The sequence below is a fragment of the Pseudomonas capeferrum genome (assembly GCF_013523055.1).
Taxonomy (GTDB): Bacteria; Pseudomonadota; Gammaproteobacteria; order Pseudomonadales; family Pseudomonadaceae; genus Aquipseudomonas; species Aquipseudomonas capeferrum_A.
Genome location: NZ_JAAMQM010000004.1, coordinates 261502 through 279782 on the forward strand (window position 1 = coordinate 261502; position 18281 = coordinate 279782).

Genomic DNA, 18281 nt, shown 5'->3' on the forward strand with positions numbered 1-18281 from the left:
GGCTCCTTGGGTTCCGCCCGCCATGATGGTCGGCAGGTATGTCGGGTGGGATGATCTGGCGACATTGCGTCGGTCAGGTGCGGGAGCGCATGTTAGCAGGCGTCAGGCAGGCGCGTGGCGGCCTTGCGCCGCGCCAGGACCCACGTCAGCAAGGCCAGTGCGCCGATCGACAAGCCCGCGACGACAATGCCTGTCCAGCCATGGCGCTGGAACAGCTGGGTGCCGAGCAACGATCCCAGCGCGCCGCCGATGAAATAACAGGTGATATAGCCTGCGTTCAGGCGCGTACGCGCTTGCGGACGCAGGGCGATCACCGCGTTCTGATTGCTGACGTGAACCAGCTGCACCGCCAGATCAAGCGACAGCACGCCGACCAGCAAGGCCACCAGCGAGTGTCCGGCGAATCCCAGCGGGACCCAGGACAGCAACAGAATGACCAGGCCGACGGTGGTACCAAAAGCCCCTCTGCCACGGTCCGCGAGCCGCCCGGCCCAGTTGGCCGCCAGCGCGCCGGCAGCGCCCGCCAGGCCGAACAGGCCGATCACCGCGTCGGAGTAGTGATAGGGCTCGCGGGCCAGAAGAAAGGCCAGGGGCGTCCAGAACAGCGCGAACAGGCTGAACGAAAGCAGCCCCAGCAGCGAGCGCAGGCGCAGCTCCGGTTCCTCGACGAAGAGACGGAACACCGAGCCGATCAATGCCGGGTAGCTGAGGCCGGCGTGACTGTGATGACGAGGCAGGCCGCGATACAGGGCGATGGCGGAAATCGCCATCAGCGCGGCGGCTAGGAAATAGATGCTGCGCCAGCCGCCCAGTTCGGCCATGAATCCGGCGGCCGTACGCGCCAGGAGGATGCCCAGCAGCAGTCCGCTCATCAGCGTACCGATAGCTCGTCCGCGCTGGTCCGGAGCCGTGAGCGCCGCTGCCATGGGTACCAGCACCTGGGCGACGACCGAGAACAGCCCCGTCAAGGCCGTACCGACCAGCAGCCACGGCAGGCTCGGGGCGCAAGCGCTGATCAGCAGCCCCACGGTGGCGATGGCGATCATGCTGACGATCAGTCGGCGCTGCTCGAACAGATCGCCGAGCGGCGCGAGCAGGAGCAGGCCGATGCCGTAGCTGAGCTGGGCAGCGATGACGACGGTCCCTGCGCTGACGGTACCGAGGCCAAAATATTCGGCGATGCTGTTCAGCAAGGGTTGCGCGTAGTAGTTGCTGGCCACGGCCAGGCCGGTGGCGGTGGCCATCAGCAGGATCAGCGCGCGGCTCAAGGGAGGGGTATGCATGGCAGGTCTCATGATGGGCAGTGACAGGCGGTGAGTATCGGGAATGCGCTAGCATGACGCCAATGTATAGTTTTCAACTTGTCCATCTGGGAAACAGATAGATCGATGAACCTCAAGCAGCTTGAATATGCCTTGGCTGTCGCGGACACCGGCAGTTTCACCCGTGCCGCCAAACGCTGCCACGTTGTCCAGTCGGCGCTCAGCCATCAGGTGGCTCGGCTGGAAGCGCGCCTCGGAGTGACCCTGTTCGAACGCAACTCGCGGCACGTGCGTCTGACCCCGGCCGGAGAGGCATTCGTGCAGAGTGCGCGGGTGGCGCTGGAGGCTACTCGGCGGATCGCCGATGACGTTGCTGCGGCGTGCGGGGAAGTACGCGGCCGGCTGTCGATCGGCGAGATCAGCTCCCTGACCGCGCTGGACCTGGTCGACCTGCTGGCCGGCTTTCACCGTGAGTATCCGCGGGTGGACGTGCGCTGGTTGACGGCCAAGAGCGAGAAGCTCATCGTCGATGTCAGGGAGCGAAGCCTGGATGTCGGCTTCATCGGCTTGTGGCAAGGCGAGCCTGTGCAAGGTGTCGCGTATCGCCTGCTTGCCCGGGAAGAGCTGGTAGCGGTGGTTCATCCCGAGCATGCCTTGGCGGGCCGGTCGCGCTTGTCCCTGGCCAGCCTCGAAGATGAAGTATTGGTGGATTTCCCTGTGGGAACCGGTGCCCGTCGTCAGACGGATGAGGCCTTCCAGGCGGCAGGCCTGCGCCATCGTGTGCAGTTCGAGATAGGCCATGTCCTGTTGGTGGAGAAGTTCGTCCAGCGTGGCCTGGCCATCGGCCTGGTGCCCGAACCGGTCGCCAGCCAGTTCCGGGGTGTCAAGGCCATCAGTCTCAGTGATGCGCCAGTGCGCCATCTCTATGCCATCTGGTCATCCAACCCGACGCCCGCTGCCCAGGTATTTCTGGACATGCTCGAGCGCAGTCTGGGCGACACGTGAGCGCTTGCCCAGAGGGGTCGCGATAGCCCGCAGGACAGGCCTGCCGTGCCGAACCCCGTCAAATCTGCGACAATTGCAGCCCTTCGAATGCCGATCATGAAAAAGCAGGGTCACCTGCGCCACCTGAAAGCCCATGACAGACCACGCCATCGACCAACTGCTGAAAAACCTCGACCACGCCATGATCGCCGACCGCCATCGCCTGCGGCGGCAACTGCACGAGCTGCGCAAGCGCCCGGACGAGGCACGCCTGGCCCAATGGGTGGAGAAGGTCAAGGCCTCCTGCGCCCAGGTCACGGCGCGCCGGGAAAGTGTCCCGCGTATCCGCTACGACGACAGCCTGCCGATCGCCGCCAAGCGTGACGAGATCAAGAAGGCCCTTGCCGAACACCAGGTGCTGGTCATCGCCGGCGAAACCGGCTCCGGCAAGACCACCCAGTTGCCGAAGATCTGCCTGGAGATGGGACGCGGCCAGCATGGCCAGATCGCCCATACCCAGCCACGCCGAATCGCCGCGCGCAGTGTCGCGATGCGGGTAGCAGAGGAAATCGGCACGCCATTGGGCGGCCTGGTGGGCTATCAGGTGCGTTTCGAGGACCAGAGCGATGCCAATACCCTGGTCAAGCTGATGACCGATGGCATCCTGCTGGCCGAGACGCAGCATGATCGCTTCCTCGAACGCTATGACACCATCATCGTCGACGAGGCCCACGAGCGCAGTCTGAACATCGACTTCCTGCTCGGCTACCTCAAGACCCTGCTGCATCGCCGCCCAGAGCTCAAGCTGATCATCACCTCGGCGACCATCGACCTGGAGCGTTTCTCCAAGCACTTCGACGGCGCGCCGATCATCGAAGTCTCAGGTCGCACCTATCCGGTGGACACCTGGTATCGCCCCCTGACCAGCGAGCAGGACGAAGAGGGTAACCGAGTCGAAGACGATCTCACGGTCGATCAGGCGATCCTGGCCACGCTCGACGAGATCGCCGAGCACGAGCGCCGGGAGCGCAAGGGGCCGGGCGATGTTCTGGTATTCCTGCCGGGCGAACGCGAGATCCGTGATGCCGCGGAGATTCTGCGCAAGGCGCAGCTGCGCCACACCGAGATCCTGCCGCTGTACGCGCGCCTGTCGCCGGCCGAGCAACAGAAGATCTTCCAGTCGCACGCCGGACGACGCGTGGTGCTGGCGACCAACGTCGCCGAGACGTCGCTGACCGTGCCGGGCATTCGCTACGTGATCGACAGCGGCACGGCACGCATCAGCCGCTACAGCTATCGTGCCAAGGTCCAGCGCCTGCCCATCGAGGCGGTGTCCCAGGCCAGCGCCAACCAGCGCAAGGGCCGTTGCGGGCGGGTCGAGCCGGGTATCTGCATACGCCTTTACAGCGAGGAGGATTTCAACGCACGGCCGGCCTTCACCGATCCCGAAATCCTGCGTACCAACCTGGCCGCGGTGATCCTGCAGATGTTGCACCTGCGCCTCGGCGCCATCGATGCCTTCCCCTTCATCGAGCCGCCGGATGGCAAGGCCATCAGCGACGGTTTCAATCTGTTGCAGGAGCTCTCGGCGGTCAATCGCGAGAACCAGCTGACGCCGCTTGGCAGGCAGCTGGCGCGCCTGCCGATCGATCCTCGACTGGGCCGCATGTTGCTCGAAGGCACGCGCCAGGGCGCGCTCCAGGAGGTGCTCATCGTGGCCAGCGCCCTGTCGGTGCAAGACCCGCGCGAGCGCCCGCCCGAGCGCCAGCAGGCCGCCGACCAGGCGCATGCTCAATGGAAGGACCCGGATTCGGATTTCGCGGCCCTGGTCAACATCTGGCGCGGTTTCGAGGAGCAACGCCAGGCTTTGACCGCCAACCCGTTGCGCAACTGGTGCCGCAAGAACTTCCTCAACTACCTGCGCTTGCGCGAGTGGCGCGATGCCCACCGGCAATTGGCGCTGATCTGCCGCGACCTGCAGTTGGCGATCAACAAGGAGCCCGCCGATTATCCGCGCCTGCACAAGGCGATTCTCAGCGGCCTGCTCAGCCAGATCGGCCACAAGGCCGAAGAGGGCGACTATCAAGGAGCACGGCAGCGGCGCTTCTGGATTCATCCCTCGTCCGGCATCGGCCGCAAGCGTCCGCAGTGGGTGATGGCCGCCGAGCTGGTCGAGACCACCAAGCTCTATGCGCGCGTGGTAGCGAAGATCGAGCCGGACTGGATCGAGCCGCTGGCAGGGCACCTGATCAAGAAGAACCACTTCGAGCCGCACTGGGAGAAGAAGCGCGGGCAAGTGGTGGCCTATGAACAGATCACCCTCTACGGCCTGATCCTGGTGGGCCGCCGACCCGTGCATTTCGGGCCGATCGATCCGGTGGTCTCCCGCGAGCTGTTCATCCGCGAGGGGCTGGTCGGTGGCCAGATCCAGTCGCGGGCCAAATGCCTGGCGGCCAACAAGCGCCTGCTGGAACAGCTCGACGAGCTGGAAGCCAAGGCCCGCCGTCGCGACATTCTGGCTGACGAGGAAACCCTGTACGGCTTCTACGAGGCGCGTCTCCCGGCGGAGATCCACCAGACCGCGACCTTTGACAGCTGGTACCGGGTCAACAGCCAGAAAGACCCGAACCTGCTCATCATGCGCGAAGAAGACGTACTTGCCCGCGAAGCCAGCGAAGTCACCGCCGCGCAGTATCCGGACAGCCTGCAGGTGGGCGATCTGCGCTTGAACCTCAGTTATCACTTCGAGCCCAATCATCCGCGTGACGGCGTCACGGTACGGGTACCGGCGCCGCTTTTGCCGAACCTTCCGAGCGAACGCCTGGAGTGGTTGGTGCCCGGTCTGCTGGAAGCCAAGTGCATCGCCCTGGTGCGCAACCTGCCCAAGGCCCTGCGCAAGAACTTCGTACCGGTGCCGGATTTCGTCAAGGCCGCTCTGCAGCGCATGACCTTCGGCCAGGGCGCCTTGCCCCAGGCACTGGGTCAGGAGCTGTTGCGCATGACGGGCGCGCGGATCAGCGACGAAGCGTGGGCCGAATCGGCGGGGCTGGTGGAAAGCCACCTGCGGATGAACATCGAAGTGGTCGACGGCGAAGGCAAGTTTCTTGGCGAGGGGCGCGATCTTGCGGCATTGACCGCCCGCTTCGCCGCCGCCAGCCAGGCCGCCCTGGCCATGCCGCGCACCGAGAAAAGCGACCAGCCCGTGCAGGCCAAGGCCTTCGCCCAGGTCGCGCAGACCGCCCAACAGAAGATCGCCGGGTTGTCGCTGACGGTCTATCCGGCGCTGGTCGAGGACAAGGGCACGGTACGCGAGGGCCGCTTCTCGACCCAGTCCGAGGCCGAGTTCCAGCACCGCCGAGCCTTGCAGCGCCTGCTGCTGCAGCAACTGGCTGAACCTGCCAAGTTCCTGCGGGGCAAGTTGCCGGGCATGACCGAACTGGGTCTGCTGTACCGTGAGCTGGGCAGGGTCGAGGCACTGGTGGAGGATATCTTGCTGGCCAGTCTGGACAGCTGCGTTCTCGAAGGGGAGACCAGCCTGCCGCGAGACGGTGCCGCCCTGGCATCGTTGGCCGAACGCAAGCGTGGCAGCTGGAGCGAACACGCCGAGCGCCTGGCGCGCCTGACCTTGGAAGTCCTCAAGCTGTGGCACGGCCTGCAGAAACGCTTCAAGGGCAAGATCGACCTGAGCCAGGCCGTCGCGCTCAACGACATCAAGCAACAGTTGGCGAACCTGGTGTATCCGGGCTTTGTCCGCGAGACGCCTGCGGTGTGGTTCAAGGAGTTGCCACGCTACCTCAAGGCCATCGAGCTACGCCTGGAGAAGCTGGGGTCGCAGGTGCAGAAGGATCGGGTGTGGAGCACGGAGCTCGGCAACCTCTGGGCCCAGTACAAGGCACGCGCCGACAAGCATGCTCAGGAGGGCAAGCGCGACGAACAGCTGACTTTGTACCGCTGGTTGCTGGAAGAGTATCGCGTGTCCCTGTTCGCCCAGCAGCTGGGTACCAAGGTGGCGGTGTCGGACAAGCGCCTGAGCAAGCAGTGGAGCCAGGTGGAAGGCTAAACTTCTCGAGCTGTGGCACACTTGGCGGTGATTGGCGGTGAAAGCCCACCCCGTGCAAACACTAATGACCTCACGTGGTGAGCCTGGACGTAGCGCCAGGCTCACCACGGTAGCGAGAACGGATTCAGACCGCAGCGCCTCCCTAGGGAAAGGGACATTGCCGCGGTAAAACAGCGTGTTCGATGCCATCTGCGGCAGGTGGAACACGCCCGAGAACTGGCACTAAAGTGCCATTACCTTGCCCTACCCAGGCCAGTGCCCAAGGCAACGGCCTCCAGACCAGAGGAACGACCGTGCATAACGTCGTGATCAGCGGCACCGGCCTGTATACCCCGGCCCAGAGTATCTCCAACGAAGAGCTGGTTGAGTCTTTCAACACCTGGGTACAGCAATTCAATACCGAGAACGCCGAGGCCATCGCGCGTGGCGATGTCGAGGCGCTGGCCGAGTCCAACGCTGCGTTCATCGAGAAAGCCTCAGGCATCAAGAGCCGCTTCGTCATGGACAAGGCCGGCATTCTCGATCCACGGCGCATGCGCCCACGCATTCCCGAACGCTCCAACGACGAGCCGTCGATCCTGTGCGAAATGGCCGTGGCTGCTGCCAGGCAGGCCTTGGAACGCGCTGGGCGGACGGCCGCGGATGTGGATGGCGTGATCGTCGCCTGTTCCAACCTGCAGCGACCTTATCCGGCCATTGCCATCGAAGTGCAGCAGGCGCTTGGCATCGATGGCTTCGGGTTCGACATCAACGTGGCCTGTTCATCGGCCACCTTTGGCATCCAGACGGCCAGCAACAGCGTACAGCTGGGTCAAACGCGTGCGGTGCTGGTGGTGAATCCGGAAATCTGCACGGGCCATCTGAATTTCCGTGACCGTGACAGTCACTTCATCTTTGGCGATGCGGCGACCGCGGTCCTGGTCGAGCGTGCCGACCAGGCTGTCTCGGCGCATCAGTTCGAAATAGTCGGTACCAAGCTGCTGACGTTGTTCTCCAACAATATCCGTAACAACTTCGGTTTCCTCAACCGCGCGGCGGAGGAGGGTATCGACGCGCCGGACAAGCTGTTCGTCCAGGAAGGCCGCAAGGTCTTCCGCGAAGTCTGCCCGATGGTTGCCGAACTGATCGGCAAGCACCTCGAAGAAAACGGTCTGGCGGCCACCGACGTCCAACGCTTCTGGCTGCACCAGGCCAACCTCAGCATGAACCAGTTGATCGTCAAGAGGCTGTTGGGTCGCGACGTGTCGGAAGAGCAGGCACCGGTGATCCTCGACCGTTATGCCAACACCAGTTCGGCAGGTTCGGTGATCGCGTTCCATCTGTACCAGGACGATTTGCCGAAGGGTGCGCTGGGGGTGCTGAGTTCGTTCGGAGCAGGGTATTCGATTGGCAGCGTGATTCTGCGCAAGCGTTGATGCGTGGAGGGAATCGCTCAGCCCGCCGCGCTGCGCTGTCGTGCAGAGAACAATGTGGGAGCGGGTTTACCCGCGAACACCGGCGAAGCCGGTGCCATGCACCGCGGTGCCCGTTTCGCGGGTAAACCCGCTCCCACAGTACATGCGCTGCGGTGCCCGTTTCGCGGGTAAACCCGCTCCCACAGTGCATGCGGTGCGGTGCCCGTTTCGCGGGTAAACCCGCTTCCACAGTGCATGCGCTGCGGCGCCTGCTTCGCGGGTAAACCCGCTCCCACAGTGCATGCACTGCGGCGCCTGCTTCGCGGGTAAACCCGCTCCCACAGTGCATGCGCTGCGGCGCCCGTTTCGCGGGTAAACCCGCTCCTACAGTGCATGCGCTGCGGCGCCTGTTTCGCGGGTAAACCCGCTCCCACAGTGCATGCGCTGCGGTGCCCGTTTCGCGGGTAAACCCGCTTCCACAGTGCATGCGCTGCGGCGCCTGCTTCGCGGGTAAACCCGCTCCCACAGTACATGCGCTGCGGCGCCTGCTTCGCGGGTAAACCCGCTCCCACAGTGCATGCGCTGCGGCGCCTGTTTCGCGGGTAAACCCGCTCCCATAGTGCATGCGCTGCGCTTGCGGCTTTGCTCTCTGCGCGATCCTTACACAAAAGCCGCGCACTAACGGAAAAAGCGGGAACCGCCCACTAACTCGGCGGTTCCCGCTCCTGACACTACGGCATGTCAACTTAGAACTTGGCTTCCAGATCCAACTGGAAAGTATCGACGTCGGTATCGGTGCTCGGCAGGTTGGAGCTGTCCGACTGTGCCATCAGGTAGGCCGCGCCCACCGAGAAGTTCTTGTCGATTTCGTAACCGACCTTGATCTTGTGACCACGAGCGCCGGTGTAACCGTTGCCGAAGTCGGAGTCGGTAAAGGCGCCCACCACCGCGTTGCGCTGCACGTCGCGGTAGTTGTAGTCGAGACTGAACGCACCCAGCTTGGTCTTCAGACCGGCCAGCCAGGCAGTGTCCTGATCGCTGTCGGTCTCACCGTTGACTACATACTGACCATATGCCGACAGCGGGATAGCCAGGCCAGTCAGGTCGATCTGACCAAACCCTTCGTACAGCGTGAACTCATTGGTGGTGTTGCCGTTCACCGCAAGCGCGGCGCTGTCCTTGTCGTTGTCGTAGCTGTAGATACTGCCGCCGAGGGTGACCTTCAGGTTGTCCATGGGGGCGAAGCGCGCGCCCAGCTGGCCGCTGTACAGGCGCAGGTCGTGACGGAACTGCACGCCGTCGCCGTCGACGTTGTCCTTGAGCACGTAGTAACCGGCGTTGGTGAACAGTTCGGCGCCGCCGAGGTCGGCGGTGTAAGTGGCTGCCAAGCCCTCGGGGTTGATGTCGCTGTCCCAGATCACATCACCCATGCTCACCCACGGCTGGTTCATCTTGCCGCCGATCAGGTGCAGGTTGGGCAGCGCGGTAGGGTGGTAGTCGATGTAGGCAAGGTCGAGCCACAGCTGCTTCTTGTCGAAGTAGTTGTCCATGCTCTGGTTGGTGGAGCGGGCGTCGCTGCTGCTGCCAGTGGCCACACGGATGCCGGCGTCGACCTGCGGGTTGATCTGGCTGTACATGCCAAAGCGGGCGCGGATGCGCTGACGGTCCTGGTCACCACGGCTGGAGTTCGATTCGTCGGCGTCGACATCTTCATGACGCAGGCGGATATCGCCCTTGAACTGGGTCTTGGCAGCCCAGGCCAGCTTCTGTTCGAAGGAGCTCAGACGCTCGGACTGGGCCTTCTGGGCAGCCTGGTCCTGGGTTTCCTTAGCCAGGTCGGCCTGCAGTTCGCTGTATTGCGCCTGGTTGATCGAGCCGTTGGCGCGAAGCATCTCGAGCAGCTTGGCGTCAACCGCAGCACTGGCCGGAGCACTCAGAGCCAGCATCATGCCTGTGCAAAGGCTCGCTCCGGTTAGTGTAGAAACAAGACGCATAAGGTTCTCCCTGTTGGAAAAATGGGGAGGCTTACGCCCGCCCCCGAGTTGGCAAGTCTTCGGAAGGGCCTGAATAGACAGGTTCTTGGGATCCGGAAAACAGGCGCAAGTATTGCGGGGGTGGATGACAGAATAATGTCTAATTGGTGGCACTCTTGTTAAGTGGCTCACCTCCGTTTGGGTGTCACGGCAGATTTCTGGGACACTGGCTTCCTCATTGCAGCGAGTCGACATCGTGACCAGCCTGTATACCCTTGCTCATCTGCGCGACCTGCCAGCTTCCACCTGGGATGCCCTGGTGCCAGCCGGTCAACCCTTCCTGCGGCATGCATTCCTCGGTGCCATGGAGGACAGCGCCAGTCTTTCGCCAGAGAGTGGCTGGGCCAGCGAACATCTGGTCCTCGAGCGTGACGGGCAGGTTCGCGCGTTACTCCCGGCCTATCGCAAGTGGCATTCGTTCGGCGAGTACGTGTTCGATCACGGTTGGGCCGATGCCTGCCAGCGGGCCGGGATCGCCTATTACCCCAAGCTGCTCGGCGCGGTTCCGTTCAGCCCGGTCAGCGGGCCACGCTTGCTCGCCGCCGATCCCGCCGACGGTCTGCTGATGCTGCAGGCGATACCTGAATACCTGGCCAAGGCTGGGCTTTCAGGGGCGCACATCAATTTCACCGATCCGGCCCTGGATCGCCAATTGCGCGGCCTGCCTGGCTGGATGGAGCGTCTGGGCTGCCAGTATCACTGGCATAACCGTGGCTACCGGGATTTTCAGGACTTCCTGGACGCCCTCAGCTCGCGCAAGCGCAAGCAGATGCGCAAGGAGCGTGAGCAGGTCGCGGGTCAGGGCATGGAGTTTCGCTGGTATCGGGGGGAAGAGCTCAGCGAAGCGCAATGGGACTTCGTCTACGCCTGCTACGCCAACACCTACGCGGAACGTGGTCGGCTGCCCTACCTGACCCGCGCATTCTTCAGCCTGCTGGCCGAACGCATGCCGGCATCGATCCGCGTGGTAATGGCCCGGCAGTCGGGGCGCGAGGTGGCCATGGCCTTCAGCCTGGTCGGCGGTGACAGTCTGTATGGTCGCTATTGGGGGTGTATCGACAGCTTCGATCGCCTGCATTTCGAGACCTGCTTCTACCAAGGCATGGACTACGCCATCGCCGAGGGGCTGCGGCGCTTCGATGCGGGTGCCCAAGGTGAGCACAAGCTGATCCGAGGCTTCGAGCCCGTACTGACGCGCTCTTGGCATTACCTGCGCCATCCCGGATTGAAGCAGGCGGTGGAGGAATTCCTCGAGCACGAGCGCTCGGGCGTGCAGGCTTATGCGAAAGAAGCGTGGGAGGCACTGCCATACCGCAAGGGCGAGTCCTGAGCGGATGAACCCCCGCCACCGCCACGGGGGCGCAGCGGTGCGGGCAATGCGTTCGCTCGAGAAGCGTCTTCAATCCACCCCGACGAACCCGCCGGTCTGGTGATGCCATAACCGCGCGTACAGCCCTTGCTGGGCCAGAAGTTCGGTATGGCTGCCGATTTCGGCCACGCGCCCTTTGTCCAGCACGACCAGGCGATCCATGCGAGCGATGGTGGATAGACGATGGGCGATGGCGATGACGGTCTTGCCTTGCATCAAGGTTTCCAGGCTTTCCTGGATCGCGGCCTCGACTTCAGAGTCCAGCGCTGACGTGGCTTCGTCCATGATCAGGATCGGCGCGTTCTTCAGCAGTACCCGGGCGATGGCGATACGTTGGCGTTGCCCGCCGGATAGCTTGACCCCACGCTCGCCGACCTGGGCGTCGAATCCCGTGCGCTCCTGCGCATCGGAGAGCAGCGGGATGAACTCATCGGCACGCGCGCGGCATACCGCTTCCCAGAGTGCCTCCTCGCTGGCATCAGGTCGCCCGTAAAGCAGATTCTCGCGGATGGAACGGTGCAGCAGCGAGGTGTCCTGGGTGATCATGCCGATCTGGGCGCGCAAGCTGGCCTGGCTGACACCGGCGATGTCCTGGCCATCGATGAGGATACGACCCCCTTCCAGGTCATACAGGCGCAGCAGCAGGTTGACCAAGGTCGACTTGCCCGCGCCGGACGGGCCGATCAGGCCGATCTTCTCGCCCGGGCGAATATCCAGGTCGAGACAATCGATGATCTTGCGCCCCTTGCCATAGTGAAAGTCGACGTTCTCGAAGCGCACCGCGCCGCGCGAAACCTTGAGCGCCGGCGCATTGGGCTTGTCGATGACGGTGACGGGCTGGGCGATGGTCTGCAGGCCATCCTGGACCGTGCCGATGTTTTCGAAGATGCCGTTGACCACCCACATGATCCAGCCCGACATGTTGACGATACGGATCACCAGGCCGGTGGCCAGGGCGATGGCGCCGACGGTGATCAGCGACTGGCTCCACAGCCACAGGGCAAGGCCCGTGGTACCGACGATCAACAGGCCGTTGAGGGAGGTGATGACCACGTCCATGCTGGTGATCACCCGGGAAGCCAGCTGCGTCTTTTCAGTCTGCTCGGTGATCGCTTCGCGCGCGTACTGCTGCTCGAAATCGGTGTGGGAGAAGAGTTTCAGGGTGGCGATATTGGTATAGCCATCGACGATCCGGCCCATGAGCTTGGAGCGGGCATCGGACGAGACCACCGAACGCTCCTTGACGCGAGGCACGAAGTAGTAGAGCGAGGCGCTGTAGCAGAAGATCCACACGATCAGCGGCAGCATCAGGCGCCAGTCGGCCTCGGCGAACAGCACCAGGGCGCTGATGGCATAGACCAGCACATGCCAGAGGGCATCCATGGCCTGTACCAGCGAGTCGCGCAGGGAGTTGCCGGTCTGCATGATGCGTTGGGCAATGCGCCCGGCAAAGTCGCTCTGGAAGAAGTTCAGGCTCTGCTTGAGCACATGGTTGTGGTTCTGCCAGCGGATCATGCTGGTCATGCCTGGGCTGATGGCCTGGTGCACCAGCAGGTCGTGCAGGCCGACGAAGATCGGCCGCAACAGCAGGGCAACCCCCGCCATCCACGCCAGTTCGCCGCCGTGTTCCCGGAAGAACCGTTCCCCGGAGCTTGCCTGGGCCAGGTCGATGATGCGGCTGAGGTAGCTGAACAGCGCCACCTCGATGAGTGCGACCACCAGGCCGACCACGAGCAGGGCCACGAAAGTGGGCCAGACCTGACGCAGGTAGTAGAGATAGAACCGCAGGACGTCGTTGGGAGGAGCCTCGGTGGGCGCCTCGCGGAAGATATCGATCAGTTGCTCGAAACGGCGATACAGCATGAGAATCGGGACTCCTGTTCAGCTCGACTGAAAGTCGGGTCACGTCCTTGTGAGGCCCTCATTCAGTCGATGCGCTTGGCAGACTTGATGTAGACCGGATCGGCCGGTACATCGCGCATGCCTTTCTTGATCGTGGTCGGCGAATTGACGATCTGGTCCACTACTTCCATACCCTTGGTCACCTTGCCGAAGACGGCGTAGCCGGCGTCGCGGCCCGGGTCGAGGAAGGCGTTGTCGGACACGTTGATGAAGAATTGGCTGGTAGCGGAGTTGGGGTTGGACGTGCGAGCCATGGACAGCGTGCCGCGGGTGTTGCGCAAGCCATTGCTGGCCTCGTTGCGAATCGGATCGCGAGTGTCCTTTTGCACCATCTGGTCGGTGAAGCCGCCCCCCTGGACCATGAAACCGGGAATGACGCGGTGGAAGACGGTGTTGTTGTAGAAGCCACTGTCCACGTATTCGAGGAAGTTCTTCGTGCTGACCGGCGCCTTTTCCGCGTTCAGCTCGATTTCCACGTCGCCGAAGCTGGTGGTCATCAGAACGTGCGGCATTTTGTCGGACGCCATCACGTGGGTTGCGAAAGCGAGCGAGCAGGCGGTGAGCAGGAGTTTTTTCAGCATGGGCTCAATGATCCTTGAGAGGGGGATGCAGCTGCCAGGAAATGCAGCAGTGTCTGGTTGAAGACCTCGGGTTGGTCAAGCGGCGTAGCGTGCCGGGAATCTTCGATGATCGCCAGTCGTGCCTGAGGCATCAGGGCGACATAGCGCTCCTTGAGTTGTATCGGGGTGTAATCCTGGTCGGCGCTGATCACCAACGTGGGACAGTTGATCCGGGCAATGCGTTCCGCCACGCCCCAATCGACGATCGCATCGAAACTCTTGAGATAGGCGTGTTTGTCGTTGCGCGCCCAGCGCTGGGCCATCTTCACGCGCAGCTGCGCTTGCTCGGGCTTGGGAAACAGGCGCTCGGCCAGCGCCTTGCCGACGGTCTCGACGCTCAGGACCCTGGCCAGCGACCAACGCTTGGCCCACCAGATCCAGTCTTCGCGGGTGCGCCGCTTGACCTCGGGGGCGCTGTTGACGATACACAGGCTGCGTAGCCAGCCAGGGTGGTCCACGGCGAACTGGAAGCCAACCATCCCTCCCATGGAGAGACCTGTCAGGTGTACCGGTCCGGTCTCGAGATGTTCGAGCAAGGCCAGCAGGTCTTCGCTGAACGTGGCGATACTGTAGCCGTCACGCGGTTTGTCGGAACGCCCATGACCGCGGATATCCAGGAGGATGACGCGGTAGTGACGACTGAGCACCGGGACCTGCAGCTCCCAATCCTGGCTGCTGGAACCGAGACCGTGCAGCAATACCAGAGGGTCGCCCTGGCCGTATTGCCGATAATGCAGCGAGCATCCGTCATGATTGAAGTAGGCCATGGGCGCGGTCCTGTCAGGCTTGGGCGGGAGCTGCGAAAGGTACGTCCAGTGGCGCGGTATCAAAATTGCGCAGCAGGTCGATGAGAATCTGCGTGGCCGGACCCAGGGTCTTTTCCTTGCTGGAGTAAAGGTAGAACACCGAGTGCCGGCTGCCACCCTGATCCATCGGCAAAGGCTTCAGCAGGCCATTGTTCAGCTCGCGCTCGATCAGGTGGCGGGGCAGCCAGGCAAACCCCAGGCCGCTGCCGACGAAAGTAGCAGCAGTGGCCAGACTGCCGACCGTCCAGCGCTGTTCGGCGCCCAGCCAGCCGACGTCGCGGGGCTGGGCACGCCCGGAATCACGGATCACCATCTGCAAGTGGTTTTCCAGGTCCTGGAAGTTCAGCTCCCGACCCAGACGATGCAGGTTGTGCTCAGGATGCGCGACGGCGACGAATTCCACGCTGCTCAGCTCGTTGCCCAGGTAGCCCGGAATGCTGACGGCGCTGATGGCCAGGTCGGCAATACCTTCATGCAGGACCTCTTCCACACCTGACAGTACCTCCTCGCGCAGGCGCACCCGACAGCCGCGACTCTGCGGCATGAAGGCACTGAGGGCACGCACCAGGCGCGCGCTAGGATAGGCGGCGTCCACGACCAGGCGGACTTCGGCTTCCCAACCCTGTTCCATGTGATGGGCGAGGTCTTCGAGCTGGCTGGCCTGCTTGACCAACTGGCGCGAGCGCCGCAGCAAAACGCTGCCGGCTTCGGTGAGCACTGCCTTGCGTCCATCGATGCGCAGCAGCGGTACGCCCAGTTGATCCTGCATCCGCGCCACGGTGTAGCTCACCGACGACTGGGAACGGTGCAAGGCTTCGGCGGCTTGGGCGAAGCCCCCATGATCGACCACGGCCTGCAGGGTTCGCCACTGATCCAGGGTCACGCGCGGCGCTTTCATCTTTGGCTCCTGTTGTCCTAAGCTGCGCTCTTTCAAGGAGAGCGCCCTATGAAGAAATACTGTGCGGTATTGCTGATGTGCCTTCCTCTCGGCGCCGTGGCGTATCCCATCGACGTGGAAAAGGAGGTCGAAGGGGTCAAGCTCGACTACGACACCTATGACACTCACTACGACATGGGCTCGATCACTCTGAACAACTACGGCGAGGTACCCGCCTCGTGCAAGGTGACTTTCCGCAACGGCCCCGAGGCTCCGCGGGTCAGAAGAGTGCAGGTACCTGCCGGCAAGCACGTGGACGTGACCGCGAAATTCAATCGGCAGATCATCAAGCTGCGTATCGGCCTGAGCTGCAAGCCCGGATAGAACCGATTAATCGATAAGATTGACCCAGTTTCTACGCTATTTTATCGATAGGTCAACCATTACTATCACCTCCATCGAATCGCACCCCCTTTGAGCCGATGGAGGCCTCCATGTCCCGTGTATTGATCATCGAAAGCAGCGCTCGTCAGCAAGACTCCGTGTCTCGTCAGTTGACCCAGGCCTTCATCTCGCAATGGAAGGCCACGCACCCGGCAGACGAGATCAACGTACGCGACGTGGCCGCCAATCCGCTGCCACACCTGGACAGCATCCTGATCGGTGGTTGGATGAAGACCGAGGATCAGCGTAGCAGCGACGAGCGGGACGCCCTGGCGCGATCCGATGCGCTGACCGACGAGCTGCTGGCCGCCGATGTGCTGGTAATGGCCGCGCCCATGTACAACTTCACTATTCCCAGCACCCTGAAGGCCTGGCTCGATCATGTACTGCGCGCCGGCATCACCTTCAAGTACACCCCGACAGGGCCACAAGGCCTGCTGACGGGCAAGCGCGCCATCGTCCTCACTGCTCGCGGCGGTATCCACATGGGCGCTGTCACCGATCATCAGGAACCCTACCTGCGCCAGGTCATGGCGTTCATCGGCATCCATGACGTGACCTTCATCCACGCCGAAGGCCTGAACATGAGCGGCGACTTCCACGAGCAAGGCCTCAACCAGGCCAAGGCCCAGCTCGCCGCGGTGGCCTGAGCCGCAATGAATACCCGACCCTGACACCTTCTCCTTGGGTGTGCCACCGGCCGAAGCCTTGCGCTCGGCCTAATGGCAGTCAGTTAAGGAAAATGTGCGATTTTTGGATGCTGAAGCTTATCCGTCAGCTCACGGACTTTCGGTGAGGCTGATGGCCTCGTCGCGGGGCAAGCCCGCTCGCCACCGGGTCTTTGCTGCGGCAAATGACGGTGGTGAGTAGGCTTGTCACATGTCTTTTGCTGCGGCATATGACGGTGGTGAGTAGGCTTGTCAGCATGTCTTTTGCTGCGGCATATGACGGTGGTGAGTAGGTTTGTCACTATGTCTTTGCTGCGGCATATGACGGTGGTGAGTAGGCTTGCCACCATGTCTTTGCTGCGGCATATGACGGTGGTGAGTAGGCTTGTCACCCATGTCTTTGCTGCGGCATATGGCGGTGGTGAGTAGGCTTGTCACCCATGTCTTTGCTGCGGCATATGACGGTGTTGAGTAGGCTTGTCACCATGTCTTTGCTGCGGCATATGACGGTAGTGAGTAGGCTTGTCACCCATGTCTTTGCTGCGGCATATGACGGTGTTGAGTAGGCTTGCCACCATGTCTTTGCTGCGGCATATGACGGTGGTGAGTAGGCTTGTCACCATGTCTTTGCTGCGACACGTACCAGTGGTGAGCGGGCTTGCCCCGCGACGAGGCCATCAGCCTCACAGAAAATCTCGAAAGCCGAAAGACCAGCTTCAGCACTTGAAAGTCGAATGTTCCCAACCGACAGGCATATGCGCTCGGCCGGTTTTTTTCATGCTCTCTTCGCGTGCTGTCGCCATCGCATATCGCATGCCTGCCTTCGCAACGGTTGCCCACGAACGGGCCAGCCGCTAAGGTCGCCGCCTTGATTCTCGAGAGGCAACCATGGGCTACTTATTGATCGTCGCGCTGATCCAGGCGTTTTCCTTCAACCTGATCGGCGAATACCTGGCCGGACAGGTCGACAGCTACTTCGCCGTGCTGGCGCGGGTGATACTCGCGGGGCTGGTGTTCCTGCCGTTGACTCGCTGGCGGCAGGTCGAGCCGGGGTTCATGCGTTCGATGTTGCTGATCGGTGCGCTGCAGTACGGGATCACCTATGTCTGCCTGTACCTGAGTTTCCGCGTGCTGACGGTCCCCGAGGTGCTGCTTTTCACCATTCTCACCCCGCTGCACGTGACCCTGATCGAGGATGCACTCAACCGTCGCTTCAACCCTTGGGCGCTGGTGGCCGCACTGGTAGCGGTAGCGGGCGCGGCGGTGATTCGTTTCGACACCATCAGCGGTGACTTTTTCATCGGCTTCCTGCTCCTGCAACTGGCCAACTTCACCTATGCCGCAGGCCAGGTGCTGTACCGCCATCTGGTCGCCCGCCACCCCAGCGACCTGCCGCACTACAAGCGGTTTGGTCATTTCTACCTAGGCGCGTTGCTCGTGGTGCTGCCGGCGTTCCTCCTGTTCGGCAACAGCCAGCATCTGCCCAGTACCGACGTGCAATGGCTGGTCCTGCTGTTCCTAGGGCTGTGCCCGACCGCGCTGGGCCTGTACTGGTGGAACAAGGGCGCCTGCTTGGTCCCTGGGGCGACCCTGGCGGTGATGAACAACCTGCACGTGCCGGTTGGCCTGGTACTGAACCTGTTGATCTGGAATCAGAATGAGCCGCTCGGACGGTTGTTGCTGGGCGGGGCCGTGATCCTCGGCTCGGTGTGGTTGAGTCGGCTGGGTGATCGCAAGGAAGTTGCCGTGGGTGGCAGGGCATAGCGGCGGGTAGCTTCAGTTGTCCCTGCTCGGCCTTCGGCATGATCGCCAGGTCTGCATGGCTCGGAGCGGCCCCTTGCTTGCCGAGCGACTCGGCAAGC

General features: G+C 62.7%; 13 protein-coding genes. 7 read left to right on the forward strand and 6 right to left on the reverse strand.

What is annotated here, in order from left to right; all coding sequences use genetic code 11:
• Positions 1-92: 92 nt before the first annotated feature.
• A complete protein-coding gene (locus tag G7009_RS06850) occupies positions 93-1283 on the reverse strand; it encodes an MFS transporter (RefSeq protein WP_181129153.1) in 1191 nt (396 codons plus the stop codon).
• 105 nt (positions 1284-1388) lie between these two features.
• On the opposite strand from G7009_RS06850, the gene G7009_RS06855 reads away from it, so the two are divergent.
• From G7009_RS06855 to G7009_RS06865, 3 genes are all read left to right on the forward strand, one after another.
• Complete coding sequence (locus tag G7009_RS06855) at positions 1389-2267, forward strand: LysR family transcriptional regulator (protein WP_181129154.1); 879 nt, start codon at positions 1389-1391, stop codon at positions 2265-2267.
• 133 nt (positions 2268-2400) lie between these two features.
• Positions 2401-6306, forward strand: a complete 3906-nt coding sequence (gene hrpA / locus G7009_RS06860; RefSeq protein WP_181129155.1) for an ATP-dependent RNA helicase HrpA — start codon at positions 2401-2403, stop codon at positions 6304-6306.
• 293 nt (positions 6307-6599) lie between these two features.
• Positions 6600-7721, forward strand: a complete 1122-nt coding sequence (locus G7009_RS06865) for a beta-ketoacyl-ACP synthase III (RefSeq protein WP_181129156.1) — start codon at positions 6600-6602, stop codon at positions 7719-7721.
• Positions 7722-8446: 725 nt separating this feature from the next.
• Here the strand turns inward: G7009_RS06865 and G7009_RS06870 are convergent.
• On the reverse strand, positions 8447-9694 hold the full coding sequence (locus G7009_RS06870; protein ID WP_181129157.1) for a putative porin: 1248 nt from the start codon (positions 9692-9694) through the stop codon (positions 8447-8449).
• Positions 9695-9929: 235 nt separating this feature from the next.
• Between G7009_RS06870 and G7009_RS06875 the strand changes: the two genes are divergently transcribed.
• Positions 9930-11063: a GNAT family N-acetyltransferase gene (locus G7009_RS06875; RefSeq protein ID WP_181129158.1), complete on the forward strand. Its 1134-nt coding sequence runs from the start codon at positions 9930-9932 to the stop codon at positions 11061-11063.
• A 69-nt stretch (positions 11064-11132) separates the two neighbouring features.
• Here G7009_RS06875 and G7009_RS06880 read toward each other — a convergent pair whose 3' ends face one another.
• From G7009_RS06880 to G7009_RS06895, 4 genes are all read right to left on the reverse strand, one after another.
• A complete protein-coding gene (locus G7009_RS06880; protein ID WP_181129159.1) occupies positions 11133-12965 on the reverse strand; it encodes an ABC transporter ATP-binding protein in 1833 nt (610 codons plus the stop codon).
• Positions 12966-13027: 62 nt separating this feature from the next.
• Complete coding sequence (locus G7009_RS06885; RefSeq protein ID WP_181129160.1) at positions 13028-13585, reverse strand: peptidylprolyl isomerase; 558 nt, start codon at positions 13583-13585, stop codon at positions 13028-13030.
• Entirely contained in the window at positions 13579-14391 is an 813-nt protein-coding gene (locus G7009_RS06890; protein ID WP_181129161.1) for an alpha/beta fold hydrolase, read from the reverse strand. Before G7009_RS06890 ends, G7009_RS06885 begins: the two co-directional genes overlap by 7 nt.
• A gap of 13 nt (positions 14392-14404) precedes the next feature.
• On the reverse strand, positions 14405-15328 hold the full coding sequence (locus G7009_RS06895) for a LysR family transcriptional regulator (RefSeq protein WP_181129162.1): 924 nt from the start codon (positions 15326-15328) through the stop codon (positions 14405-14407).
• Between the two features lie 48 nt (positions 15329-15376).
• Between G7009_RS06895 and G7009_RS06900 the strand changes: the two genes are divergently transcribed.
• The 3 genes from G7009_RS06900 (at position 15377) to G7009_RS06910 (ending at position 18183) form a co-directional block, all read left to right on the forward strand.
• On the forward strand, positions 15377-15691 hold the full coding sequence (locus G7009_RS06900) for a 3-phosphoglycerate kinase (protein ID WP_181129163.1): 315 nt from the start codon (positions 15377-15379) through the stop codon (positions 15689-15691).
• A 110-nt stretch (positions 15692-15801) separates the two neighbouring features.
• The gene (locus tag G7009_RS06905; RefSeq protein ID WP_181129164.1) at positions 15802-16401 is read left to right on the forward strand and encodes an FMN-dependent NADH-azoreductase; all 600 of its coding nucleotides are present in this window, start codon (positions 15802-15804) and stop codon (positions 16399-16401) included.
• 906 nt (positions 16402-17307) lie between these two features.
• Positions 17308-18183 carry a carboxylate/amino acid/amine transporter gene (locus G7009_RS06910; RefSeq protein WP_181129165.1) on the forward strand — a complete coding sequence of 292 codons (876 nt, stop codon included), beginning with the start codon at positions 17308-17310 and terminating at the stop codon, positions 18181-18183.
• Positions 18184-18281 lie beyond the last annotated feature (98 nt).

What these genes read in the sequence shown, in the direction of transcription:
- G7009_RS06885 (WP_181129160.1), bottom strand. Translation starts at nt 13,585, where the DNA reads ATGCTGAAAAAACTCCTGCTCACCGCCTGCTCGCTCGCTTTCGCAACC.
- G7009_RS06895 (WP_181129162.1), bottom strand. Translation starts at nt 15,328, where the DNA reads ATGAAAGCGCCGCGCGTGACCCTGGATCAGTGGCGAACCCTGCAGGCC.
- G7009_RS06870 (WP_181129157.1), bottom strand. Translation starts at nt 9,694, where the DNA reads ATGCGTCTTGTTTCTACACTAACCGGAGCGAGCCTTTGCACAGGCATG.
- G7009_RS06855 (WP_181129154.1), top strand. Translation starts at nt 1,389, where the DNA reads ATGAACCTCAAGCAGCTTGAATATGCCTTGGCTGTCGCGGACACCGGC.
- G7009_RS06910 (WP_181129165.1), top strand. Translation starts at nt 17,308, where the DNA reads ATGGGCTACTTATTGATCGTCGCGCTGATCCAGGCGTTTTCCTTCAAC.
- G7009_RS06850 (WP_181129153.1), bottom strand. Translation starts at nt 1,283, where the DNA reads ATGCATACCCCTCCCTTGAGCCGCGCGCTGATCCTGCTGATGGCCACC.
- G7009_RS06900 (WP_181129163.1), top strand. Translation starts at nt 15,377, where the DNA reads ATGAAGAAATACTGTGCGGTATTGCTGATGTGCCTTCCTCTCGGCGCC.
- G7009_RS06880 (WP_181129159.1), bottom strand. Translation starts at nt 12,965, where the DNA reads ATGCTGTATCGCCGTTTCGAGCAACTGATCGATATCTTCCGCGAGGCG.
- hrpA (WP_181129155.1), top strand. Translation starts at nt 2,401, where the DNA reads ATGACAGACCACGCCATCGACCAACTGCTGAAAAACCTCGACCACGCC.
- G7009_RS06905 (WP_181129164.1), top strand. Translation starts at nt 15,802, where the DNA reads ATGTCCCGTGTATTGATCATCGAAAGCAGCGCTCGTCAGCAAGACTCC.
- G7009_RS06890 (WP_181129161.1), bottom strand. Translation starts at nt 14,391, where the DNA reads ATGGCCTACTTCAATCATGACGGATGCTCGCTGCATTATCGGCAATAC.